Source organism: Brenneria roseae subsp. americana, assembly GCF_003115815.1.
GTDB lineage: Bacteria > Pseudomonadota > Gammaproteobacteria > Enterobacterales > Enterobacteriaceae > Brenneria > Brenneria roseae.
Genome location: NZ_QDKJ01000017.1, coordinates 1 through 17288, shown reverse-complemented (window position 1 = coordinate 17288; position 17288 = coordinate 1). Strand labels below are relative to the sequence as shown.

General features: G+C 47.8%; 14 protein-coding genes. 10 read left to right on the top strand and 4 right to left on the bottom strand.

What is annotated here, in order from left to right; all coding sequences use genetic code 11:
• Positions 1–38: 38 nt before the first annotated feature.
• The 7 genes from lepA (at position 39) to acpS (ending at position 6536) form a co-directional block, all read left to right on the top strand.
• Positions 39–1838 carry a translation elongation factor 4 gene (gene lepA / locus B4923_RS18300; RefSeq protein WP_109055802.1) on the top strand — a complete coding sequence of 600 codons (1800 nt, stop codon included), beginning with the start codon at positions 39–41 and terminating at the stop codon, positions 1836–1838.
• Positions 1839–1854: 16 nt separating this feature from the next.
• Entirely contained in the window at positions 1855–2805 is a 951-nt protein-coding gene (gene lepB, locus B4923_RS18295; protein ID WP_109055801.1) for a signal peptidase I, read from the top strand.
• A gap of 207 nt (positions 2806–3012) precedes the next feature.
• Entirely contained in the window at positions 3013–3693 is a 681-nt protein-coding gene (rnc, locus tag B4923_RS18290; protein ID WP_009111837.1) for a ribonuclease III, read from the top strand.
• Complete coding sequence (gene era / locus B4923_RS18285) at positions 3690–4595, top strand: GTPase Era (RefSeq protein WP_109055800.1); 906 nt, start codon at positions 3690–3692, stop codon at positions 4593–4595. Before rnc ends, era begins: the two co-directional genes overlap by 4 nt.
• An 11-nt stretch (positions 4596–4606) precedes the next feature.
• Positions 4607–5344 (top strand): DNA repair protein RecO, encoded by a 738-nt coding sequence (gene recO, locus B4923_RS18280; protein ID WP_109055799.1) that lies wholly within the window; start codon positions 4607–4609, stop codon positions 5342–5344.
• 80 nt (positions 5345–5424) lie between these two features.
• Complete coding sequence (gene pdxJ, locus B4923_RS18275; RefSeq protein ID WP_109055798.1) at positions 5425–6156, top strand: pyridoxine 5'-phosphate synthase; 732 nt, start codon at positions 5425–5427, stop codon at positions 6154–6156.
• Positions 6156–6536, top strand: coding sequence for a holo-ACP synthase (acpS, locus tag B4923_RS18270; protein ID WP_109055797.1), 381 nt, complete (start codon positions 6156–6158; stop codon positions 6534–6536). Before pdxJ ends, acpS begins: the two co-directional genes overlap by 1 nt.
• A 3-nt stretch (positions 6537–6539) precedes the next feature.
• Here acpS and B4923_RS18265 read toward each other — a convergent pair whose 3' ends face one another.
• Positions 6540–6800: a YfhL family 4Fe-4S dicluster ferredoxin gene (locus B4923_RS18265; RefSeq protein ID WP_109055796.1), complete on the bottom strand. Its 261-nt coding sequence runs from the start codon at positions 6798–6800 to the stop codon at positions 6540–6542.
• Between the two features lie 512 nt (positions 6801–7312).
• Between B4923_RS18265 and pdeH the strand changes: the two genes are divergently transcribed.
• Together pdeH and B4923_RS18250 are read left to right on the top strand one after the other, a co-directional pair.
• Positions 7313–8104 (top strand): cyclic-guanylate-specific phosphodiesterase, encoded by a 792-nt coding sequence (pdeH, locus tag B4923_RS18260; RefSeq protein WP_109055795.1) that lies wholly within the window; start codon positions 7313–7315, stop codon positions 8102–8104.
• A gap of 783 nt (positions 8105–8887) precedes the next feature.
• Positions 8888–10402 carry a sensor domain-containing protein gene (locus B4923_RS18250; protein ID WP_109055793.1) on the top strand — a complete coding sequence of 505 codons (1515 nt, stop codon included), beginning with the start codon at positions 8888–8890 and terminating at the stop codon, positions 10400–10402.
• A 185-nt stretch (positions 10403–10587) separates the two neighbouring features.
• Here B4923_RS18250 and B4923_RS18245 read toward each other — a convergent pair whose 3' ends face one another.
• The 3 genes from B4923_RS18245 to B4923_RS18235 form a co-directional block, all read right to left on the bottom strand.
• Positions 10588–11952: an HlyD family type I secretion periplasmic adaptor subunit gene (locus B4923_RS18245; protein WP_109055792.1), complete on the bottom strand. Its 1365-nt coding sequence runs from the start codon at positions 11950–11952 to the stop codon at positions 10588–10590.
• The gene (locus B4923_RS18240) at positions 11939–14128 is read right to left on the bottom strand and encodes a type I secretion system permease/ATPase (protein ID WP_109055791.1); all 2190 of its coding nucleotides are present in this window, start codon (positions 14126–14128) and stop codon (positions 11939–11941) included. Before B4923_RS18240 ends, B4923_RS18245 begins: the two co-directional genes overlap by 14 nt.
• Positions 14129–14365: 237 nt before the next feature.
• Positions 14366–15691, bottom strand: coding sequence for a TolC family outer membrane protein (locus B4923_RS18235; protein WP_245929661.1), 1326 nt, complete (start codon positions 15689–15691; stop codon positions 14366–14368).
• 396 nt (positions 15692–16087) lie between these two features.
• On the opposite strand from B4923_RS18235, the gene B4923_RS18230 reads away from it, so the two are divergent.
• Positions 16088–17288: retention module-containing protein (locus B4923_RS18230; protein ID WP_146187270.1), on the top strand; the 1201-nt coding region annotated here is incomplete at its 3' end.

Sequence of the window (17288 nt, the reverse complement as noted above, 5' to 3'; positions counted from 1 at the left end):
AAGAATTTCAGGAATATCAAGGTAGAAAAATTTTTATAATGAAGCGTATACGAAATTTCTCCATTATTGCCCATATCGACCACGGTAAGTCGACATTATCCGATCGTATTATCCAGATTTGCGGTGGTTTGACCGAACGTGAAATGGCTGCGCAGGTTCTGGATTCCATGGATCTGGAACGTGAACGCGGTATTACCATCAAAGCACAGAGCGTAACGCTGGATTATAAAGCGCAGGATGGTCAAACCTATCAGTTAAACTTCATTGATACTCCCGGACACGTTGACTTTTCTTACGAAGTTTCCCGCTCACTGGCTGCCTGTGAAGGAGCATTGCTGGTGGTTGATGCTGGTCAGGGGGTTGAAGCGCAGACATTGGCGAACTGCTATACCGCGTTGGATATGGATCTGGAAGTGGTGCCGGTTCTGAACAAAATCGACTTGCCTGCTGCCGATCCGGATCGGGTTGCCCAGGAAATCGAAGACATTGTTGGTATTGATGCGACGGATGCGGTGCGTTGTTCAGCTAAAACGGGTGTCGGTGTGCCTGATGTACTGGAGCGTTTGGTTCGCGATGTTCCGCCGCCTGAAGGCAGTGCGGACGCGCCGTTGCAGGCGCTGATTATTGATTCCTGGTTTGATAATTACCTTGGCGTTGTTTCATTGGTGCGTATTAAAAATGGCACCATGCGAAAAGGCGACAAGATTAAGGTTATGAGCACCGGTCAGGTTTACAACGCCGATCGTCTGGGGATTTTTACGCCCAAGCGCGTGGATCGCGAAGTGCTGAACTGCGGCGAAGTGGGCTGGCTGGTTTGTGCTATCAAAGATATTTTGGGGGCGCCGGTCGGCGATACGCTGACGCTGGCTCGTCAACCCGCAGAAAAGGCGCTACCGGGCTTCAAGAAAGTGAAGCCGCAGGTTTATGCCGGACTTTTCCCGATCAGTTCCGATGATTATGAAGCTTTCCGTGACGCGTTAGGTAAACTGAGCCTGAATGATGCTTCCCTGTTTTATGAACCGGAAAGTTCTACGGCGCTGGGCTTTGGTTTCCGCTGTGGTTTCCTTGGGCTGTTGCACATGGAGATCATTCAGGAACGTCTGGAGCGTGAATACGATCTGGATTTGATCACGACAGCGCCTACGGTGGTTTACGAAGTAGAAACGACCGCCGGTGAGACGGTTCATGTGGATAGCCCGTCTAAGCTGCCGCCGCTGAATAATATTCAGGAACTGCGCGAGCCTATCGCCGAGTGTCATATGCTGATGCCGCAGGAATTCCTGGGTAACGTCATTACGCTGTGTATCGAGAAACGTGGCGTACAGACAAACATGGTTTACCACGGCAACCAGGTGGCGCTGACGTATGAAATTCCAATGGCGGAAGTGGTTCTCGACTTCTTTGACCGCCTGAAATCGACGTCCCGCGGCTATGCTTCGCTGGATTACAGCTTCAAACGTTTCCAGGCTTCCGACATGGTACGCGTAGACGTGTTGATTAACGGCGAACGTGTCGATGCGCTGGCGCTGATTACGCACCGGGACAATTCTCAATACCGCGGTCGCGATCTGGTGGAAAAAATGAAAGACCTTATTCCACGCCAGCAGTTCGATATCGCCATCCAGGCGGCAATTGGCAATCACATTATTGCCCGTTCTACGGTTAAGCAACTGCGTAAGAACGTATTGGCGAAGTGCTATGGCGGTGACGTCAGCCGTAAGAAGAAGCTGTTGCAGAAACAGAAAGAGGGTAAGAAACGTATGAAACAAGTGGGTAATGTTGAGTTACCGCAGGAAGCGTTCCTGGCCATTTTGCACGTCGGCAAAGACAACAAATAAATCCTGAGGAGTTGGCATGGCCAATATGTTTGCCGTAATTTTGGCATTAGTGACGCTTGTCACGGGTATCGTCTGGTGTTTGGAGCGCTTTATGTGGGCACCTGCGCGCCGGAAAAAATCAGCGGCCTCGGATGAGCTGGTTGCGTTGTCAAAATCGGGGGCGCAGCCTGGATGGATTGAAACGGTCGCATCGATATTTCCGGTCGTTGCGCTGGTATTGGTGGTGCGATCATTCATTTATGAACCCTTTCAAATACCATCGGGTTCAATGATGCCAACGTTGCTGATCGGTGATTTTATACTGGTAGAGAAATTTGCTTACGGTATTAAAGAGCCCTTTACTCAGCAAACGTTAATTGAAACCGGACATCCGAAACGCGGTGATGTGGTGGTATTTAAATATCCATCCGATCCAAAAGTTGATTTTATCAAACGTGTGGTTGGCGTTCCGGGCGATCGCGTCAGTTATAATCCGATGAGCAAACAGGTGACGATTAGTCCTGACTGCGATGGTCAGCAACGTTGTGATAAAGCTCTGGCTGTGACCTATAATAATGTACAGCCCAGTGATTTTGTTCAGACGTTTAATCAGCCTGGTCTGGAATCACGCAGCGGTTTCTATCAGGTCCCGGTGACGGATAATAGCGTTAATGGCGTCCGCATGGGGACGCGTAAAGAGTCGCTGGGAAATGTAACGCATAATATACTGATTGTTCCTGGCGTGCAGGATCAGCTGGGCGGCTATTATCAGCAGTCCCAGCAGCAGCTTGCGACTTGGGTCGTGCCCGCCGGCCATTATTTTATGATGGGGGATAACCGCGATAACAGTCTTGATAGCCGTTATTGGGGTTTTGTTCCTGAAAGAAATCTTGTTGGTAAAGCAACTGCAATCTGGATGAGCTTTGAAAAACAGGAAGGTGAATGGCCTACCGGTGTTCGACTGAGTCGCATTGGTGGTATTCATTAATCAAATTGATAAACACGCAGCATTATTATGCCGCCCGTTGTAGAATATTTCCTGAAACACTATTTTCGAAACGTTCTTTTTGAAAGAATAAAATGCAGGCTCCCGGTCGGGAGCCGATGCAAACGAAACAGTTTTGACGGGTAATTGCGGGTCAGGGCTGTTCCGTATGCTGCTGTTTTTGACGCATCGTTGATCTATTGGTAAGACATGAACCCCATCCTGATAAATCGTTTACAAAGAAAGCTAGGCTATACTTTCCAGCAGTATGAGCTATTGTTACAGGCCCTGACACACCGCAGTGCCAGCAGCAAGCATAACGAGCGACTTGAATTTCTGGGCGATTCCATTCTCAGCTTTGTTATTGCCAACGCGCTGTATCATCGTTTCCCCAAAGTTGATGAAGGAGACATGAGCCGGATGCGTGCGACGCTGGTGCGTGGTAATACGCTGGCAGAAATTGCGCGTGAATTTGAATTGGGCGAGTGCCTGCGTCTTGGTCCGGGTGAATTAAAGAGCGGCGGTTTCCGCCGCGAATCCATTCTCGCTGATACGGTAGAAGCATTGATTGGCGGGATTTTCCTCGACAGTGACATTCAGACTATCGAACGTTTGATCCTTAATTGGTATCAAAGCCGGTTGGATGAGATCAGTCCTGGTGACAAGCAAAAAGATCCCAAGACGCGGTTGCAGGAGTTTTTGCAAGGACGTCATTTACCGTTGCCAACCTATCTGGTTGTTCAGGTTCGCGGTGAGGCGCACGATCAGGAGTTTACGATCCACTGTCAGGTCAGTGGTTTTAGTGAATCGGTAATTGGTACCGGTTCGAGCCGTCGGAAGGCTGAACAGGCTGCGGCAGAACAAGCGTTGAAAAAACTGGAGCTTGAATGAGCGAAGAACAGACATACTGCGGTTTTATCGCGATTGTTGGTCGGCCTAACGTCGGTAAGTCAACCTTATTGAATCAGCTGCTGGGGCAGAAGATTTCGATTACGTCGCGTAAACCCCAAACAACACGTCACCGTATTATGGGCATTCATACCGAAGGCCCCTATCAGGCTATCTACGTGGATACCCCTGGGCTGCACATTGAGGAGAAGCGGGCGATTAACCGTCTGATGAACCGGGCGGCCAGCAGTTCTATTGGCGATGTCGAGCTGATCATTTTCGTCGTGGAAGGTACGCACTGGAACGCTGACGATGAGATGGTATTGAACAAGCTGAGAGACCAGAAACATCCTGTCCTGTTGGCAATTAATAAAGTGGATAACGTCACGGATAAAACCAAGCTGTTACCGCATATTCAGTTTATCAGCCAGCAAATGAATTTTATGGATGTGGTGCCGATTTCTGCGGAAAAAGGAACCAATGTCGACACTATCGCCAGCATTGTGCGTAAACATTTGCCGCAGGCCGAACACCATTTCCCGGAAGATCATATTACCGACCGTTCACAGCGTTTCATGGCATCAGAAATTATCCGTGAAAAACTGATGCGTTTTCTGGGCGAGGAATTACCGTATTCTGTGACGGTTGAGATCGAGCGTTTTGCAACCAATGAGCGCGGTGGCTATGACATCGACGGCCTGATCCTTGTTGAGCGTGAAGGTCAAAAGAAAATGGTCATTGGAAACAAATGCGCCAAGATCAAAACGATTGGCATTGAAGCTCGCCATGATATGGAAGACATGTTTGAAACCAAAGTTCATCTTGAACTGTGGGTAAAAGTAAAATCAGGTTGGGCAGATGATGAACGTGCCCTGAGAAGCCTGGGTTATAGCGAAGACTTGTAAGGTCCGCGCCGATGGAAGGCTGGCAGCGCGCGTTTGTCTTGCATGGGCGACCTTACAGCGAAACCAGTTTATTGCTGGATTTGTTCAGCGAGAGTGAAGGGCGGATTCGGGTACTGGCAAAAGGCGCCCGGGCGCGTCGATCCAGTTTGAAAGGATGTTTGCAGCCTTTTACGCCTTTGCTGGTGCGCTGGAGCGGCAGGGGAGAAGTGAAAACGCTGCGTAACGCCGAGCCCGTATCGCTGGCGCTTCCTCTTTCCGGCATCATGCTTTATAGCGGTTTATACGTGAATGAGTTACTGGCGCGGGTGCTGGAACACGAAACCAATTATTCCGCTCTCTTTTTCGATTACCTCCATTGTTTACAACAGCTTGCTGCTCAAAATGCATCTCCTGAGCCGGCATTGCGTCGTTTTGAGCTGGCGCTGCTGGGATATCTTGGCTATGGCGTGGATTTTCTGCATTGTGCGGGAAGCGGGGAACCGGTGTCTGACACCATGACATATCGGTATCGCGAGGAGAAGGGGTTCATAGCCAGTCTGATTGTTGATAATAATAGTTTTACCGGCTATGAATTGCGTGCGCTGGCTTCACGGGAGTTTCCTGATGCGGCGACATGGCGGGCGGCAAAACGTTTTACCCGCATGGCATTAAAACCCTATCTTGGCGGTAAGCCGCTGAAAAGCCGAGAGCTGTTCCGCCAGTTTGTTCCTGGATTCAACGTCCCCAAAGCACCATCTTCTGAGAAATAATACTCGCCCGCCTGTACCCAGCAACCCATACATCGGTGTAAACTGCCAGACATTACGCGTTACCCTTTTGAGGATTTACCATGGCTGAATTGTTGCTGGGCGTTAACATCGATCATATCGCCACCCTGCGTAATGCCCGTGGAACGGCGTATCCTGACCCGGTTCAGGCTGCATTTATGGCTGAACAGGCAGGGGCCGATGGCATTACCGTACATTTGCGTGAAGATCGACGTCATATTACCGATCGTGACGTGCGTATTTTGCGGGAGACCATTCAAACCAGAATGAATCTGGAAATGGCGGTGACGGAAGAAATGCTGGGGATTGCCTGCGAACTGAAACCCCACTTTTGCTGCCTGGTGCCAGAGAAACGCCAGGAAGTGACCACTGAAGGCGGGCTGGACGTTGCAGGACAGCAGGAGAAAATGAATGACGCCGTCGCCAGACTCACCCAGGCCGGCATTCTGGTCTCTCTGTTTATTGACGCTGATAAACGCCAGATTGACGCTGCCGTTGCCAGCGGCGCGCCTTATATTGAAATTCATACCGGTGCGTATGCGGAGGCATCCGGCGATAGCGAACGCCAGCACGAATTTGAGCGTATTCGCGATGCGGCAACTTATGCTGCGGGAAAAGGCCTGAAAGTGAATGCCGGCCATGGGTTAACGTATCATAACGTCCAACCTGTTGCGGCCTTGCCGGAAATGCATGAGTTGAACATTGGCCACGCCATTATCGGCCGCGCGGTCATGAGTGGGCTAAGTGAAGCCGTTTCTGAAATGAAACGTCTGATGAAAGAAGCTCGTCGTTAATGCCGATTCTTGGACTTGGCACCGACATTGTCGAAGTCGCCCGTATCGAAGCGGTGATTGAGCGTTCCGGTGAGCGTCTGGCCCGCCGCATCTTAACGGATGCGGAATGGTTTCAATATCAGCAGCACCAGCAACCGGTCCGTTTTCTCGCCAAACGTTTTGCAGCCAAAGAAGCGGCGGCTAAAGCGCTTGGTACGGGTATTCGCAATGGATTGGCGTTTACTCAGCTCGAAATATTCAATGATGAACTGGGCAAACCCTGCCTGCGCTTTCTCTCCAGAGCGGCGGAGCTTGCAGATCGCATGGGGGTGAAGTATGTGCACCTTACCCTGGCAGATGAACGCCGTTACGCTTGTGCCACGGTCATTATTGAAAGTTAGTCGTTATAGACTATCTGCATGGTGCATTAAGACGAATTTTTCCCATAGCTGCTCGTTCCCTTCCAGATGCGCAGGATCTTTGATGATCGTGTTATCAATCGGGCAAACTTTCTGACAGGTCGGTGTGTCGTAATGTCCGATACATTCGGTGCATCGATCTGCATCAATTTCGTAGATATCCATACCCATCGAGATGGCCTGATTAGGACACTCCGGTTCACACATATCGCAGTTGATACATTTATGGGTGATGAGTAATGCCATGATAGCCTTCTGTCTTACAAACGGGGCGCAGATTATACCTGTTGAAGCGCGTTTAAACACGCGTAACGATGGCTGATGAGTAAATATACCCCCTATATTTAAGAGATGAAAAGCCAATGACGGAAAACGTCTGGTCCAGATTTGCACTACGAATACCGCGGTGACGGGGTTTATGGCGGGCAAATAATTGAACGAAGCCGGGCTGGCTTCAGCTTGAAAGCGCGTGGGTATTAGATGGTCAAGTTACAGGGTAAAATAACCATCTGTTCGTTACATTGGCGCCAGATTTATCCTTTAGACTGTATCGGTCAGCCAATACGGCTCTCTAAGTTCATGAGCTAATTAGCTGATTTAAAAATTAAATTAATTTAGCTGTGATATTGATCTGCTTATTTTTATCCGTTAGCCCGTGTGGGATTTAATCATTATCACCGGTAAAGTTTGTACCAGGAACGTCGATAACGGTATATATCCGTATGATATAATTTTTATAACTAATAAGTGTCAGTCTAATGGCGGAACTCATAGTGCAGCAGGAAGGTGATCTGGATCAGTTTGGGCCATTGTTTTCTCATCAAGGAGACTCTGAGTCATTAGAGGTTGATTATTGGCGTGAATGCCAACGACGGTATACTTTTCAACCAATTTACCGAACGTCGGGTAAACTGATGGCCATTGAGTTACTCACCTCCGTCTCCTCTTTTACCTTGCCGCAAAAATTTATCTCACCTGAAAAATACTTTGCCAATATTAACGTCGATGCGCGGCTGCAAATTATTGTAGAACAACTACAGCTTTTATCTCATTGGCACTTGCGTTTTATCCGTGAAGATCTGCTTGCGTCCGTGAATATCGATGGCATGACGCTACTGGCGTTACAGAAAAGCCATGAAGCAAAGCGGCTGATCTCTTCGATGCCTTGGATTCGTTTCGAGATGGTGGAAAACCAAGGCGGATTACCCAAAGAAATTCTGACTAAGCTTCCGGAAGCTCAGGCGCTTTGGCTGGATGATTTTGGTTGTGGGATGGCTAATTTTTCATCATTAATGCTGGCACAGTATGATTGTATTAAAGTGGCGCGGGAACTGTTTATTTTGTTACAGCAGAGTGGCGAAGGGCGTGAAGTTTTCCCGGCATTAATCGCGTTGCTTGCCCGTTTTTGTAACTATATTGTGATTGAGGGGATTGAAACAAAAGAAGAGTGGGCGACTGTCAAGGCCTCTCGTGCGGATGCGGCTCAGGGGTACTACCTTTCTCGTCCTCAGCCGTTTGATAACTTCGAGGCGTTGAAATTGGAACTTTAAGGATAGATCGTTGTGTTGTGTCATTAACATGCCGTTTCGATGTATGCCTTACTTTTCATTTGTCTTACTCTCCCGGATTCTGTTCCCTTCAATAACATTTGGTTATCGTATAAAAGCACATTCTGCGAAATAACCGCATTTTGCAGTCAGACAGTGGCTTATTGTCTTGTTAATCGAATTATTTCATTTTCTTATTCTTGTTAATCTCGTAATCATAGTGTTTTATTTTGTTATAAAAGAAGGTGATAAGTTTTATGACTTTTTTAAGGGTTAGCTGGCATTCTCATTGCATAGACGGTTGAAGGATTGTAGGTTTTATTTTAAACTTATGATTTATAATGATAAAAAATCACAGTATTCGCCGATAACGATCGAAAATCATTTTGTGATAGATTTTATTGATTAAAAGAATGATACTTATTGGTATAATTGATTTGCTTACAAAAAATTGATGTTCAAAATATATCACCATGCATTTGGTGGCATATTTTTTTATACCATTAGCAAAACTTATAACGTAAACAATTACTAATATTCAATTAAGATACTCTTTGATCTTGTTATTCTTATTTACGCACAGTCATATGCGGGGGCTTTATGCTGACGTTCCTATGTATCTGAACACTCCACCTATATGGAGCATTTTTTCTTTCATCCTTTCTGCTCTCCGGAAATGTGCCAATCCTGAAAATCAATGGGATAGGGATTTGTTACCGGGATTTTTCGTCATCAATGCCGTGATTTGTACGATCAGGACCGCTCGGGCCTGAGGAGAGTGTTATTGTGTATGAAATTATAATAACCATATTGTTATTGCTACTGTTGTTTTCTTCTATAAAGAATAGAAAAATTAAACAAAAGTTTACTTCTGAGCAGAAAAAACAAGATTTTCTAAACATGATTTTCTTCGCGGCGGAATACAGTCCGGCTTCTATTATGATCGCGGACGAGAATTGTGAAATTGTTTACGTCAATCGTCAATTCATTACCATGTCTGGCTATATGCCGGATGAAGTTATTGGCAAAAAAACGAATATATTAAAGTCAGGGATGACCAACGCAAGTGTTTATGAAGATCTGTGGGCTACCATAAATAAAGGTAATGTATGGAGCGGTGAGTTTGTTAACCGTCGTAAAGACGGTCAACTCTACTGGGAAAAAGCCAATATCGTCAAAATATATAATAAAGCGACTAACTCAACCCAATATGTTGGCGTAAAACTGGATATCACAGAGAGAAAATCACAGGAGCATCATGACAATTCCTACAATCGTGCACTGGAGCTGTTGTCGAGTGGCGCACCGCTAAAAGATATTCTTGACGCGATTATATTCAGTGTGGAAGAGAAAAATCCCGGCCGTATCGTCTGTTCGGTGTTGCTGGTTGATAAAGATAAAAAATGCCTGGCCTTAGGTTCGGCGCCGAGTTTGCCTGGTTTCTATAAAAATGCTATCCATAACGTCAAGATTGCTGATGGCGTTGCGTCGTTCGGGACGGCTGCGTATACGGGAAAGCGTGTGATCACGGACGATATTTCTGTTCATCCGGACTGGTCTCTCCATAAAGGGTTGGCATTATATGCCGGGTTGCGTTCATGCTGGTCTGAGCCAATTTATGGACAAAATAAAGAAATACTGGGGGTGTTAAGTGTTTATCACCGGAAAGTCTATGTTCCCACTGAGGATGAAATTTTTTCTATCGAAAAGTCTGCGCAACTGATTTCTGTCGCAATTGAGCGTTATCGGGCAATTGATATGTTGCGTCGGAGTGAGGAGCACTATCGCCAATTGGCTCACTATGATTCGCTGACGTCACTGGCAAATGGTTTAACCTTTGCCGAGCAAATGGAACAGGCAATATTGCTGTCTAAACAAACGGGCAGAAAAATTGCGCTCATGTTCCTCGATTTGGATAAATTCAAGCAAATCAATGATTCTTTTGGTCATGCCGTTGGCGATTTGCTATTAAAAGAAGCCGCGGCACGTATGCGTGGCGCAGTAAGGGATTCCGATACGGTATATCGACGCAGCGGTGATGAGTTTATTATTCTGCTACAGGGAATTAAAGAAGTCGATAATACGTTGTATGTTGCAGATAAAATCCATAACGCATTAAATAAGCCCTTTGAAATTGAAGGGAAAAAACTCGATATATCCTGTAGTATAGGTATTGCCCTTTACCCTGAGCATGGTACTGACTCTTTGACATTGGCAATTAATGCCGATTCAGCAATGTATCAGGCGAAAGCCATAGGGCGCAGTCAGACCCAAATCTATCACGACCTGAATAATCCTTAATATCCCCCATCATCCAGGTTGCCGATGTACTGACTACTTTCACTTATCCGGTCACTTGGTTATCTAAGTTATTGTGATTTATTCAGTTGTCTCCTTCCAGCACTTTGCAATCTATCGGATATAAAAATCGTAATGATAAGTCTTCTAACCGAGCGCTCTTCTTTTGGCGTTCTTTCCCTGCTTGATTATCTTTCTCGCAGGGCTTCCGCCCTTGCTCGAATGATGGGTTTTAACAGATAGCTGAGAATCGTTTTCTTTCCGGTGATTATATCGACCGAGGCCACCATCCCCGGAATAATAAGAAGCGGTTTGTCGGCCGTACCCAAATAGTTTTTATCCGTGCGTAAACGAATAATATAAAAACTGTTCCCCTCTTTATCGGTAACGGTATCGGGACTAATCTGCTCAAGCTGACCTTTAAGTCCACCGTAGATGGTGTAGTCATAGGCCGTTAATTTAATAATAGCTTCCTGACCGGGGTGTAAAAACGCGATATCTTGTGGTCGAATTCTGGCTTCAACCAGCAGGTTATCATCCAGTGGCACAATTTCGACCAAATCACTCCCAGGTTGAATAACACCGCCAATAGTGTTAACCAGAATTTGTTGGACGACACCCCGTACCGGAGAAACAACCAATGTCCGGTTTACCCGATCTTCCAGCGCCTTACCGGTCGCGGTAATTTTGTTCAGATTGGTTTGCGCTTCGTTCAACTGTGATAACGCATCACTCTTATAACGGCCGCGCGCTTCCGCTATTTTATTTTCAATTTCCTTTATTGCCGACTCTGCTCTCGGTATCGACAGCGTGACTGAATCGAGCTGTCCTTTGGTCTCGACTTCGGCTCGTCTTAACCGCAACACTTCCACTCTGGAAATCGCCCCTTCGGCGATGAGCGGTTCCGACATTCTGATTTCTTGTTGCAGTAAATTCAGGCTATTACGAAACTGAATCTGCTTTGCAGAAAAGTCCCGTAATTCCTGATGACGCTGCACCAATTGTTCTTCCAGGCCGGATATCTCGTTATGAAATTGCTGGCGTCGGCTGTTGTAAAGTTCACGCTCGCCGTTGGCCACTTCCGGCGCCTGCCTGGTGACTTCCTCTGGTAAGACCAACTCACGATCGTTGATTTCGGCGTTCAGACGTTCGATTCTTGAAATCAGCGCCAGCCGATCGGCTTCGGTTTCTCCGACATTTGACGCAAACCGGGTATCGTCCAGACGCAGTAGCGGATCGCCCGCTTTGACGACCTGCCCCTCGTGAGCGAATACTTCTGTAACAATGCCGCCTTCCAGATTCTGAATTTTTTGCAACCTTGATGAGGGAATGGCTTTCCCATCACCCCGGGTGACTTCATCGATATTGGCGAACGCCGCCCACAGGATAAAAAACAGGAAAAACGCACCGATGGTCCAGAGTGTGATGCGGGCAATTCTGGGGGAATCCTCGATCATCGCACGACTGACTTCCGGCATCGTCTGAAGATTATCGCGGTTGTCATCCCCGGTAAAATAGCGATGGATTCGCTTGATATATTTAACGAGACGCATTGATTTGTCCCTTCTTCAAGGCGTCCAGTACGATGGCTTTTGGACCATCGGCAATAATGCGACCTTTATCAACAATAACCAGACGATCAACCAACGCCAACATGGAGACACGATGTGTCACCAGCAATAAGGTTTTGTTGGCGAGCACGGGCACCAGTGCCTGCTTCAAGCGGTCTTCACTGGTGTTGTCCATTGAACTGGTTGGCTCATCAAAAACCAAAATCGGGGGATCGAGCAGTAACGCTCTGGCTAATGCCACCGCCTGACGTTGACCACCGGAGAGTTGCTGACCGCGTTCACCAACCTGAAGGTTATAACCATCCGGATGCAGACGGGCGAATTCATTTACCCCGGCAATTTCTGCGGCCAACAGCATTGCTTCATCTTCGACATAGCGTGCACCGCTGATCAGGTTATCGCGCAGCGTACCGCTGAATAGTTGAATATCTTGTGGCACATAGCCGATATTGTGTCTTAAGTCGCCGACATCCAACTGGCGCGCATCAACGCCATCAATCAGCAGGTTACCGGTTGAAGGCTGGTAAAGATTGACGATCAGCTTTTGCAGCGAACTTTTACCGGAGCCGCTTCGGCCGATAATGCCGACTTTTTCACCAGGCGTAATGCTCAGATTTATGCCTTGCAACGAACTGTTTTTTTGTTCGGGGTAATTGAAGGTGACATCACGAAACTCAATGCTACCGCGGATACTTTCGCGTTTAAGAGGTCGCTCATTATCGCTTCGTTCCTGCGGCAATTGCATCATTTGTTCTGTGGTGGTCATCGTCAGGGAGGCTTGTTGGTAACGGGTTACCAATCCCGACAGTTGCCCCAGCGGCATCAGTGCTCTGCCGTTCAGCATATAGCAGGCAATCAATCCGCCCATACTGAGGTTGCCGTTAATCAACATGTAAACACCGGCCACGATCATTGCGACGCCAGCAAACTGCTGGAACCAGAGTGTCAGGTTAACCGCTAATGATGACAACGTTTTCGCCCGCAGTTCGAGTTTGCTGAGGCTACCGATAGTTTGTTCCCACAGGTGTTGTCGTTCACTTTCCGCATTATTGACTTTTATGGCATCCAGGCCCCCCAACGTTTCAATCAACGTTGCCTGCCGCTCACTGGCAAGATGCATGGTTTTTTCAATTGTGGAAGCGAGCGGTTTTTGCAGCGCCCAACTGGTGAGCAAGGCGATAGGGTAGGCGAGAATCGATATCCAGACCAGCGGGCCGCCAATGAATCCGATCACCAGCAATAGCAGTAAGGTAAAAGGGAAATCAATCAGCGTCGTCAGCGTCAAGGAAGAAAGGAAATCTCTGAGTGACTGAAACTCATGAATATTTTGCGCGAAGCTACCGACGCGTGCCGGTCTGGCCTTCATCGACATGCCTGTAATACGTTCAAACAACGTAGCGGAAATAATCAGGTCGGTTTTTTTACCGGCCATATCCAGGCAGAGCCCACGCAGCGTTTTCAACACCAGGTCAAAAAGAAACGCGCCCGTAATGCCGATAGCCAGCACCCATAGGGTCGCCGTTGCCTGATTAGGAACGACCCGATCATAAACGTTCATGACAAATAACGGAGTGGCCAGAGCAATGATATTGATCAGCAGGCTGGCGAACACGGCGTCCAGATACAGGAAGCGCGAGAGCTTGAGCGTATCCTTGAACCAGGATTTGGTGCGGGGAATCAGTGAATTATTTTGAATATCAAATTGATGACGAGGCTGGGCGAACATCACTAACCCGAGGTAATTCTGCTGTAACGTGTTGTAGTCGACAGAAATCTCTCCGCCCTCTGTTTCACTGGGCATGATACGGGCGCTGCCATCGGCATTCCAACCTAACAGAATGGCGGCCCTTCCTTCGAGCAGTAGCAGCATGGCCGGCAGGGACATGGCTGGAATTTTGTTCAGCGGGCGTTTGAGCACTCTGCCTTGTAAACCGGCGCGTGCCGCGGCACGGGGAAGCAGTTTGATGGACAGGCGCTGATTGGCAAGGGGAAGTCCGGCTGTCAATGTCGTTCGGCTGGCGGATTTTCCCTGCAAAGCACAAAGTATCAGCAGACCATCCAATAATGGATCGTCATGGCGATTGCGGGGATCGCTATATTCATGGACAACCGGTTCGTCAGGGTTGTTACTTTCATCTTGTACAGAGTGCAACTTCATTTAACGGAACTTTCCCTTACGTAGGCGATCCATGTAACTGACAATATGCAAACAATTGCTTCCCGGCAAGACCGGGAAGCAGTATAGACAGTTATCACTTAATGGTGCGGTATGATTCGCGACGTTCTCTTGCCTGAATGACTATCTGTGATAAGCCCGGAGCGAGATATCGTCACCGCTATTTTACCCACAGTATCAATGATACTTACAAATAAAAGATTCCAAGCTATTAATATATTAATTTAGGTTCGGTAACTCTGCGCGGGTAGTCACGTTAGTAAGACTTTTCCCCGCAATGGGCGCCGGGATTGATAAACTGTTCAGGAGATCTCCCATACGCGACTTTATCCGATACTCGGTAAAGAGTGACGTAAAACGAACTTCAACCAGACGTCGTTGCGCGGTGAATAATTCATTTTCACTATCCAGTAAATCCAAAAGAGTCCTTTCGCCTAAGCTAAATTGCTTCTGATAGGCCGTACGAACTTTCATACTGCGATCGGCATATTCTGCGGCAATAGGAAGTTGCTGGCGTGCGTTATTCAACGCAGACCAGGCAAGACGCAGCTCCTCATCCAGCATGCGCAGAGCATTGTTTCTGATATCCTGTGCTTCTTTGATCTGGTAGGCCTTTGATTCCATATTTGCTTTGCCGGAACCGCCTTCATACAAATTGTATTGCATTCTCAGCATGGCCTGCCATTCATTACTGTGGCCGCGTGCGCCGTCGATGTTATTGTCCATACTGCGCGCCAGTTCAACATTGACCCGTGGGTAAAATGTCGACTTGCTGGCTTCATATTGTTTTTCTGTTGCCTCAACATCAGATTCTGCAGATTTCAACGCCGGGCTGTTCGCTATCATGATACGCCGCGCATCTGCCAGCGAGGCCGGCATTGAGAGCGTTGCGCTATCTGGCAGTATCAAACTGTCAGGTTCTTTGCCAATTACGCTCAGATAATTGGTTTTGGCGTCATCCAGATTGGTTTTCTCTGTTAACACGTTATTCCGTGCCTGAGCAAGACGCGCTTCCGCCTGTTCCATATCTGCCAGACGACCCACGCCTTGCTCGCTACGCAGCCTGATTTGATCGTAAATACGTTCATGGTTGGAGAGATTGGCTTCAGCAAGTCGTACAAACTCCTGACGCTGCAGGACAGAGAGATAAACCTGTACTGCGTCTAATGCGGTGGATTCACTGGTGTTTAATACTTTGTATGCACGGGAATTTACGGTGGCTCGTTGCCGGGCGACTTCACTGGATGTCGCAAAACCATCAAATACCATCTGGCTTAGGTTGATACTGGATTCGCCTCGTGTCAGCTCAACGCCATGATGACCGCTGGAGCGTGTCGAAACACTGTCTGTTTCCTCACGTCCTATGCCTGCATTTAATGTCACCGAGGGCAAATAGGCCCCTTTGGCGGCACTCATATCATGCTCTGCAGAAAAACGGCTGTTCACTGAGGCGCTGACTTCCGGATGGGTATTGAGTGTGTGTCTAATCGCTTCCTGAATAGTGTCGGCATAAGCCGCATTGGAAGAGGCTACAATAAGTAGCATTAAAGTAACATTGTATTTACGCAATATCATACTATCTTCCTCACAAATGTTTTTTTGTGATTATTCCTATTAAATGAGATGTGTGGGTCATTAGTGCTGTCTTCGTTTTTATTTATTAATAATCAATGTGTTATATTTTATGAAGATGTCTTTTTATTGTGGAGGAGATATTTATCGTACTTAATAAGTAAAGTGGTGGAAAGAATAATCCGAATTTTTTATTATATCAGTCATTGAGTCAAGTACCTGGCACATAAGAAAACACTAAATTAGTAAGTTAACCCCAAATTTAAATCAGGACGACACACAGCAAACCTAATTCATTAGGATGATGTCGAAATATAATCATTTTTATCTGCACCATAAAATAACTATAGATATCATGGAGAAGCTATCATGAATAGCGTAATCGGTATCATCAAATATGTCATTGGACAGGTCTTTGTTATCGCTTTAGATGGGAGCCAACGATTATTGGTTGCGGGCGATCGTATCTATAGCGGTGAAGAAATTGTTACCGGTGACAATGGTGCAGTCTCTATAACGTTACCTGATGGGCGCTCTCTGGATTTAGGGCGTGACAGCCGTTGGAGCGAAGTTGCTGGTGTAACTTCGCAGAAGACGGAGGAAGCCGCGGATGATGTTGCCGCTTTGCAGGCCGCCATTGAACAGGGCGCGGATCCGACACAAGTGCTTGAAGCCACGGCAGCGGGTAATGATAGCGCTGGCGAGGCGGGCGACGGCGGCGGCGGACACACCGCTGTGGTGCTCGATCTGACCGGACAGATTGTTGATGTGACGGTGGGTTATCCGACGGCGGGGATCGGTTTCGCGACCGACGGGGTAGAAGAATTTGATGGCGCCGACACCCAATCATTAACGAACACGCAACTTTCTGAAGGGAATACGGGAAATAGTGACGTAATCACACTGAGTTCCAACAGTCAGGTCACTGAAGGCGGACAGTTTACGGTCACTGCCTCGGTGGGTTCACCAGTAACCGGCAGCCCTCTGGTCATTACGCTGAGCAATGATCAGACCATCACTATCCTGGTTGGCGAAAGCAGCGGGTCGGTGCAGATCGATACGCGAGCCGATGATAGCTATCAGCAGGGTGATGAATCGATCACGGTTGGCATTAAAGAAACGTCCGGCGGCAACTATGAAGCGCTGGATACGACAAGTACCACCACTACCACAGTGGTAGATGACGGCGATACGACCGTTATCACGTTGAGTTCGGACAATCAGGTGACCGAAGGCGGCGCCTTTACCGTCACCGCCACCGTCGGTTCGCCGGTCACCGGCAGCCCGCTGGTCATTACGCTGAGCAATGACCAGACCATCACCATTCCGGTAGGGGAAAGCAGCGGGTCGGTGCAGATCGCGTCGCGAGCCGATGATAGCTACCGGCAGGGTGATGAATCGATCACGGTTGGTATTAAAGAAACGTCCGGCGGCAACTATGACGCGCTGGATACGACAAGTACCACCACTACCACAGTGGTAGATGACGGCGATACCACAGTTATCACTCTAAGCTCGGACAATCAGGTGACCGAAGGCGGCGCCTTTACCGTCACCGCCACGGTCGGTG

Coding starts and splice junctions, on each gene's coding strand:
- pdxJ (WP_109055798.1), top strand. CDS start 5,425: ATGGCTGAATTGTTGCTGGGCGTTAACATCGATCATATCGCCACCCTG.
- B4923_RS18245 (WP_109055792.1), bottom strand. CDS start 11,952: ATGCGTCTCGTTAAATATATCAAGCGAATCCATCGCTATTTTACCGGG.
- recO (WP_109055799.1), top strand. CDS start 4,607: ATGGAAGGCTGGCAGCGCGCGTTTGTCTTGCATGGGCGACCTTACAGC.
- B4923_RS18240 (WP_109055791.1), bottom strand. CDS start 14,128: ATGAAGTTGCACTCTGTACAAGATGAAAGTAACAACCCTGACGAACCG.
- B4923_RS18265 (WP_109055796.1), bottom strand. CDS start 6,800: ATGGCATTACTCATCACCCATAAATGTATCAACTGCGATATGTGTGAA.
- lepB (WP_109055801.1), top strand. CDS start 1,855: ATGGCCAATATGTTTGCCGTAATTTTGGCATTAGTGACGCTTGTCACG.
- rnc (WP_009111837.1), top strand. CDS start 3,013: ATGAACCCCATCCTGATAAATCGTTTACAAAGAAAGCTAGGCTATACT.
- lepA (WP_109055802.1), top strand. CDS start 39: ATGAAGCGTATACGAAATTTCTCCATTATTGCCCATATCGACCACGGT.
- pdeH (WP_109055795.1), top strand. CDS start 7,313: ATGGCGGAACTCATAGTGCAGCAGGAAGGTGATCTGGATCAGTTTGGG.
- B4923_RS18235 (WP_245929661.1), bottom strand. CDS start 15,691: ATGCTACTTATTGTAGCCTCTTCCAATGCGGCTTATGCCGACACTATT.
- era (WP_109055800.1), top strand. CDS start 3,690: ATGAGCGAAGAACAGACATACTGCGGTTTTATCGCGATTGTTGGTCGG.
- acpS (WP_109055797.1), top strand. CDS start 6,156: ATGCCGATTCTTGGACTTGGCACCGACATTGTCGAAGTCGCCCGTATC.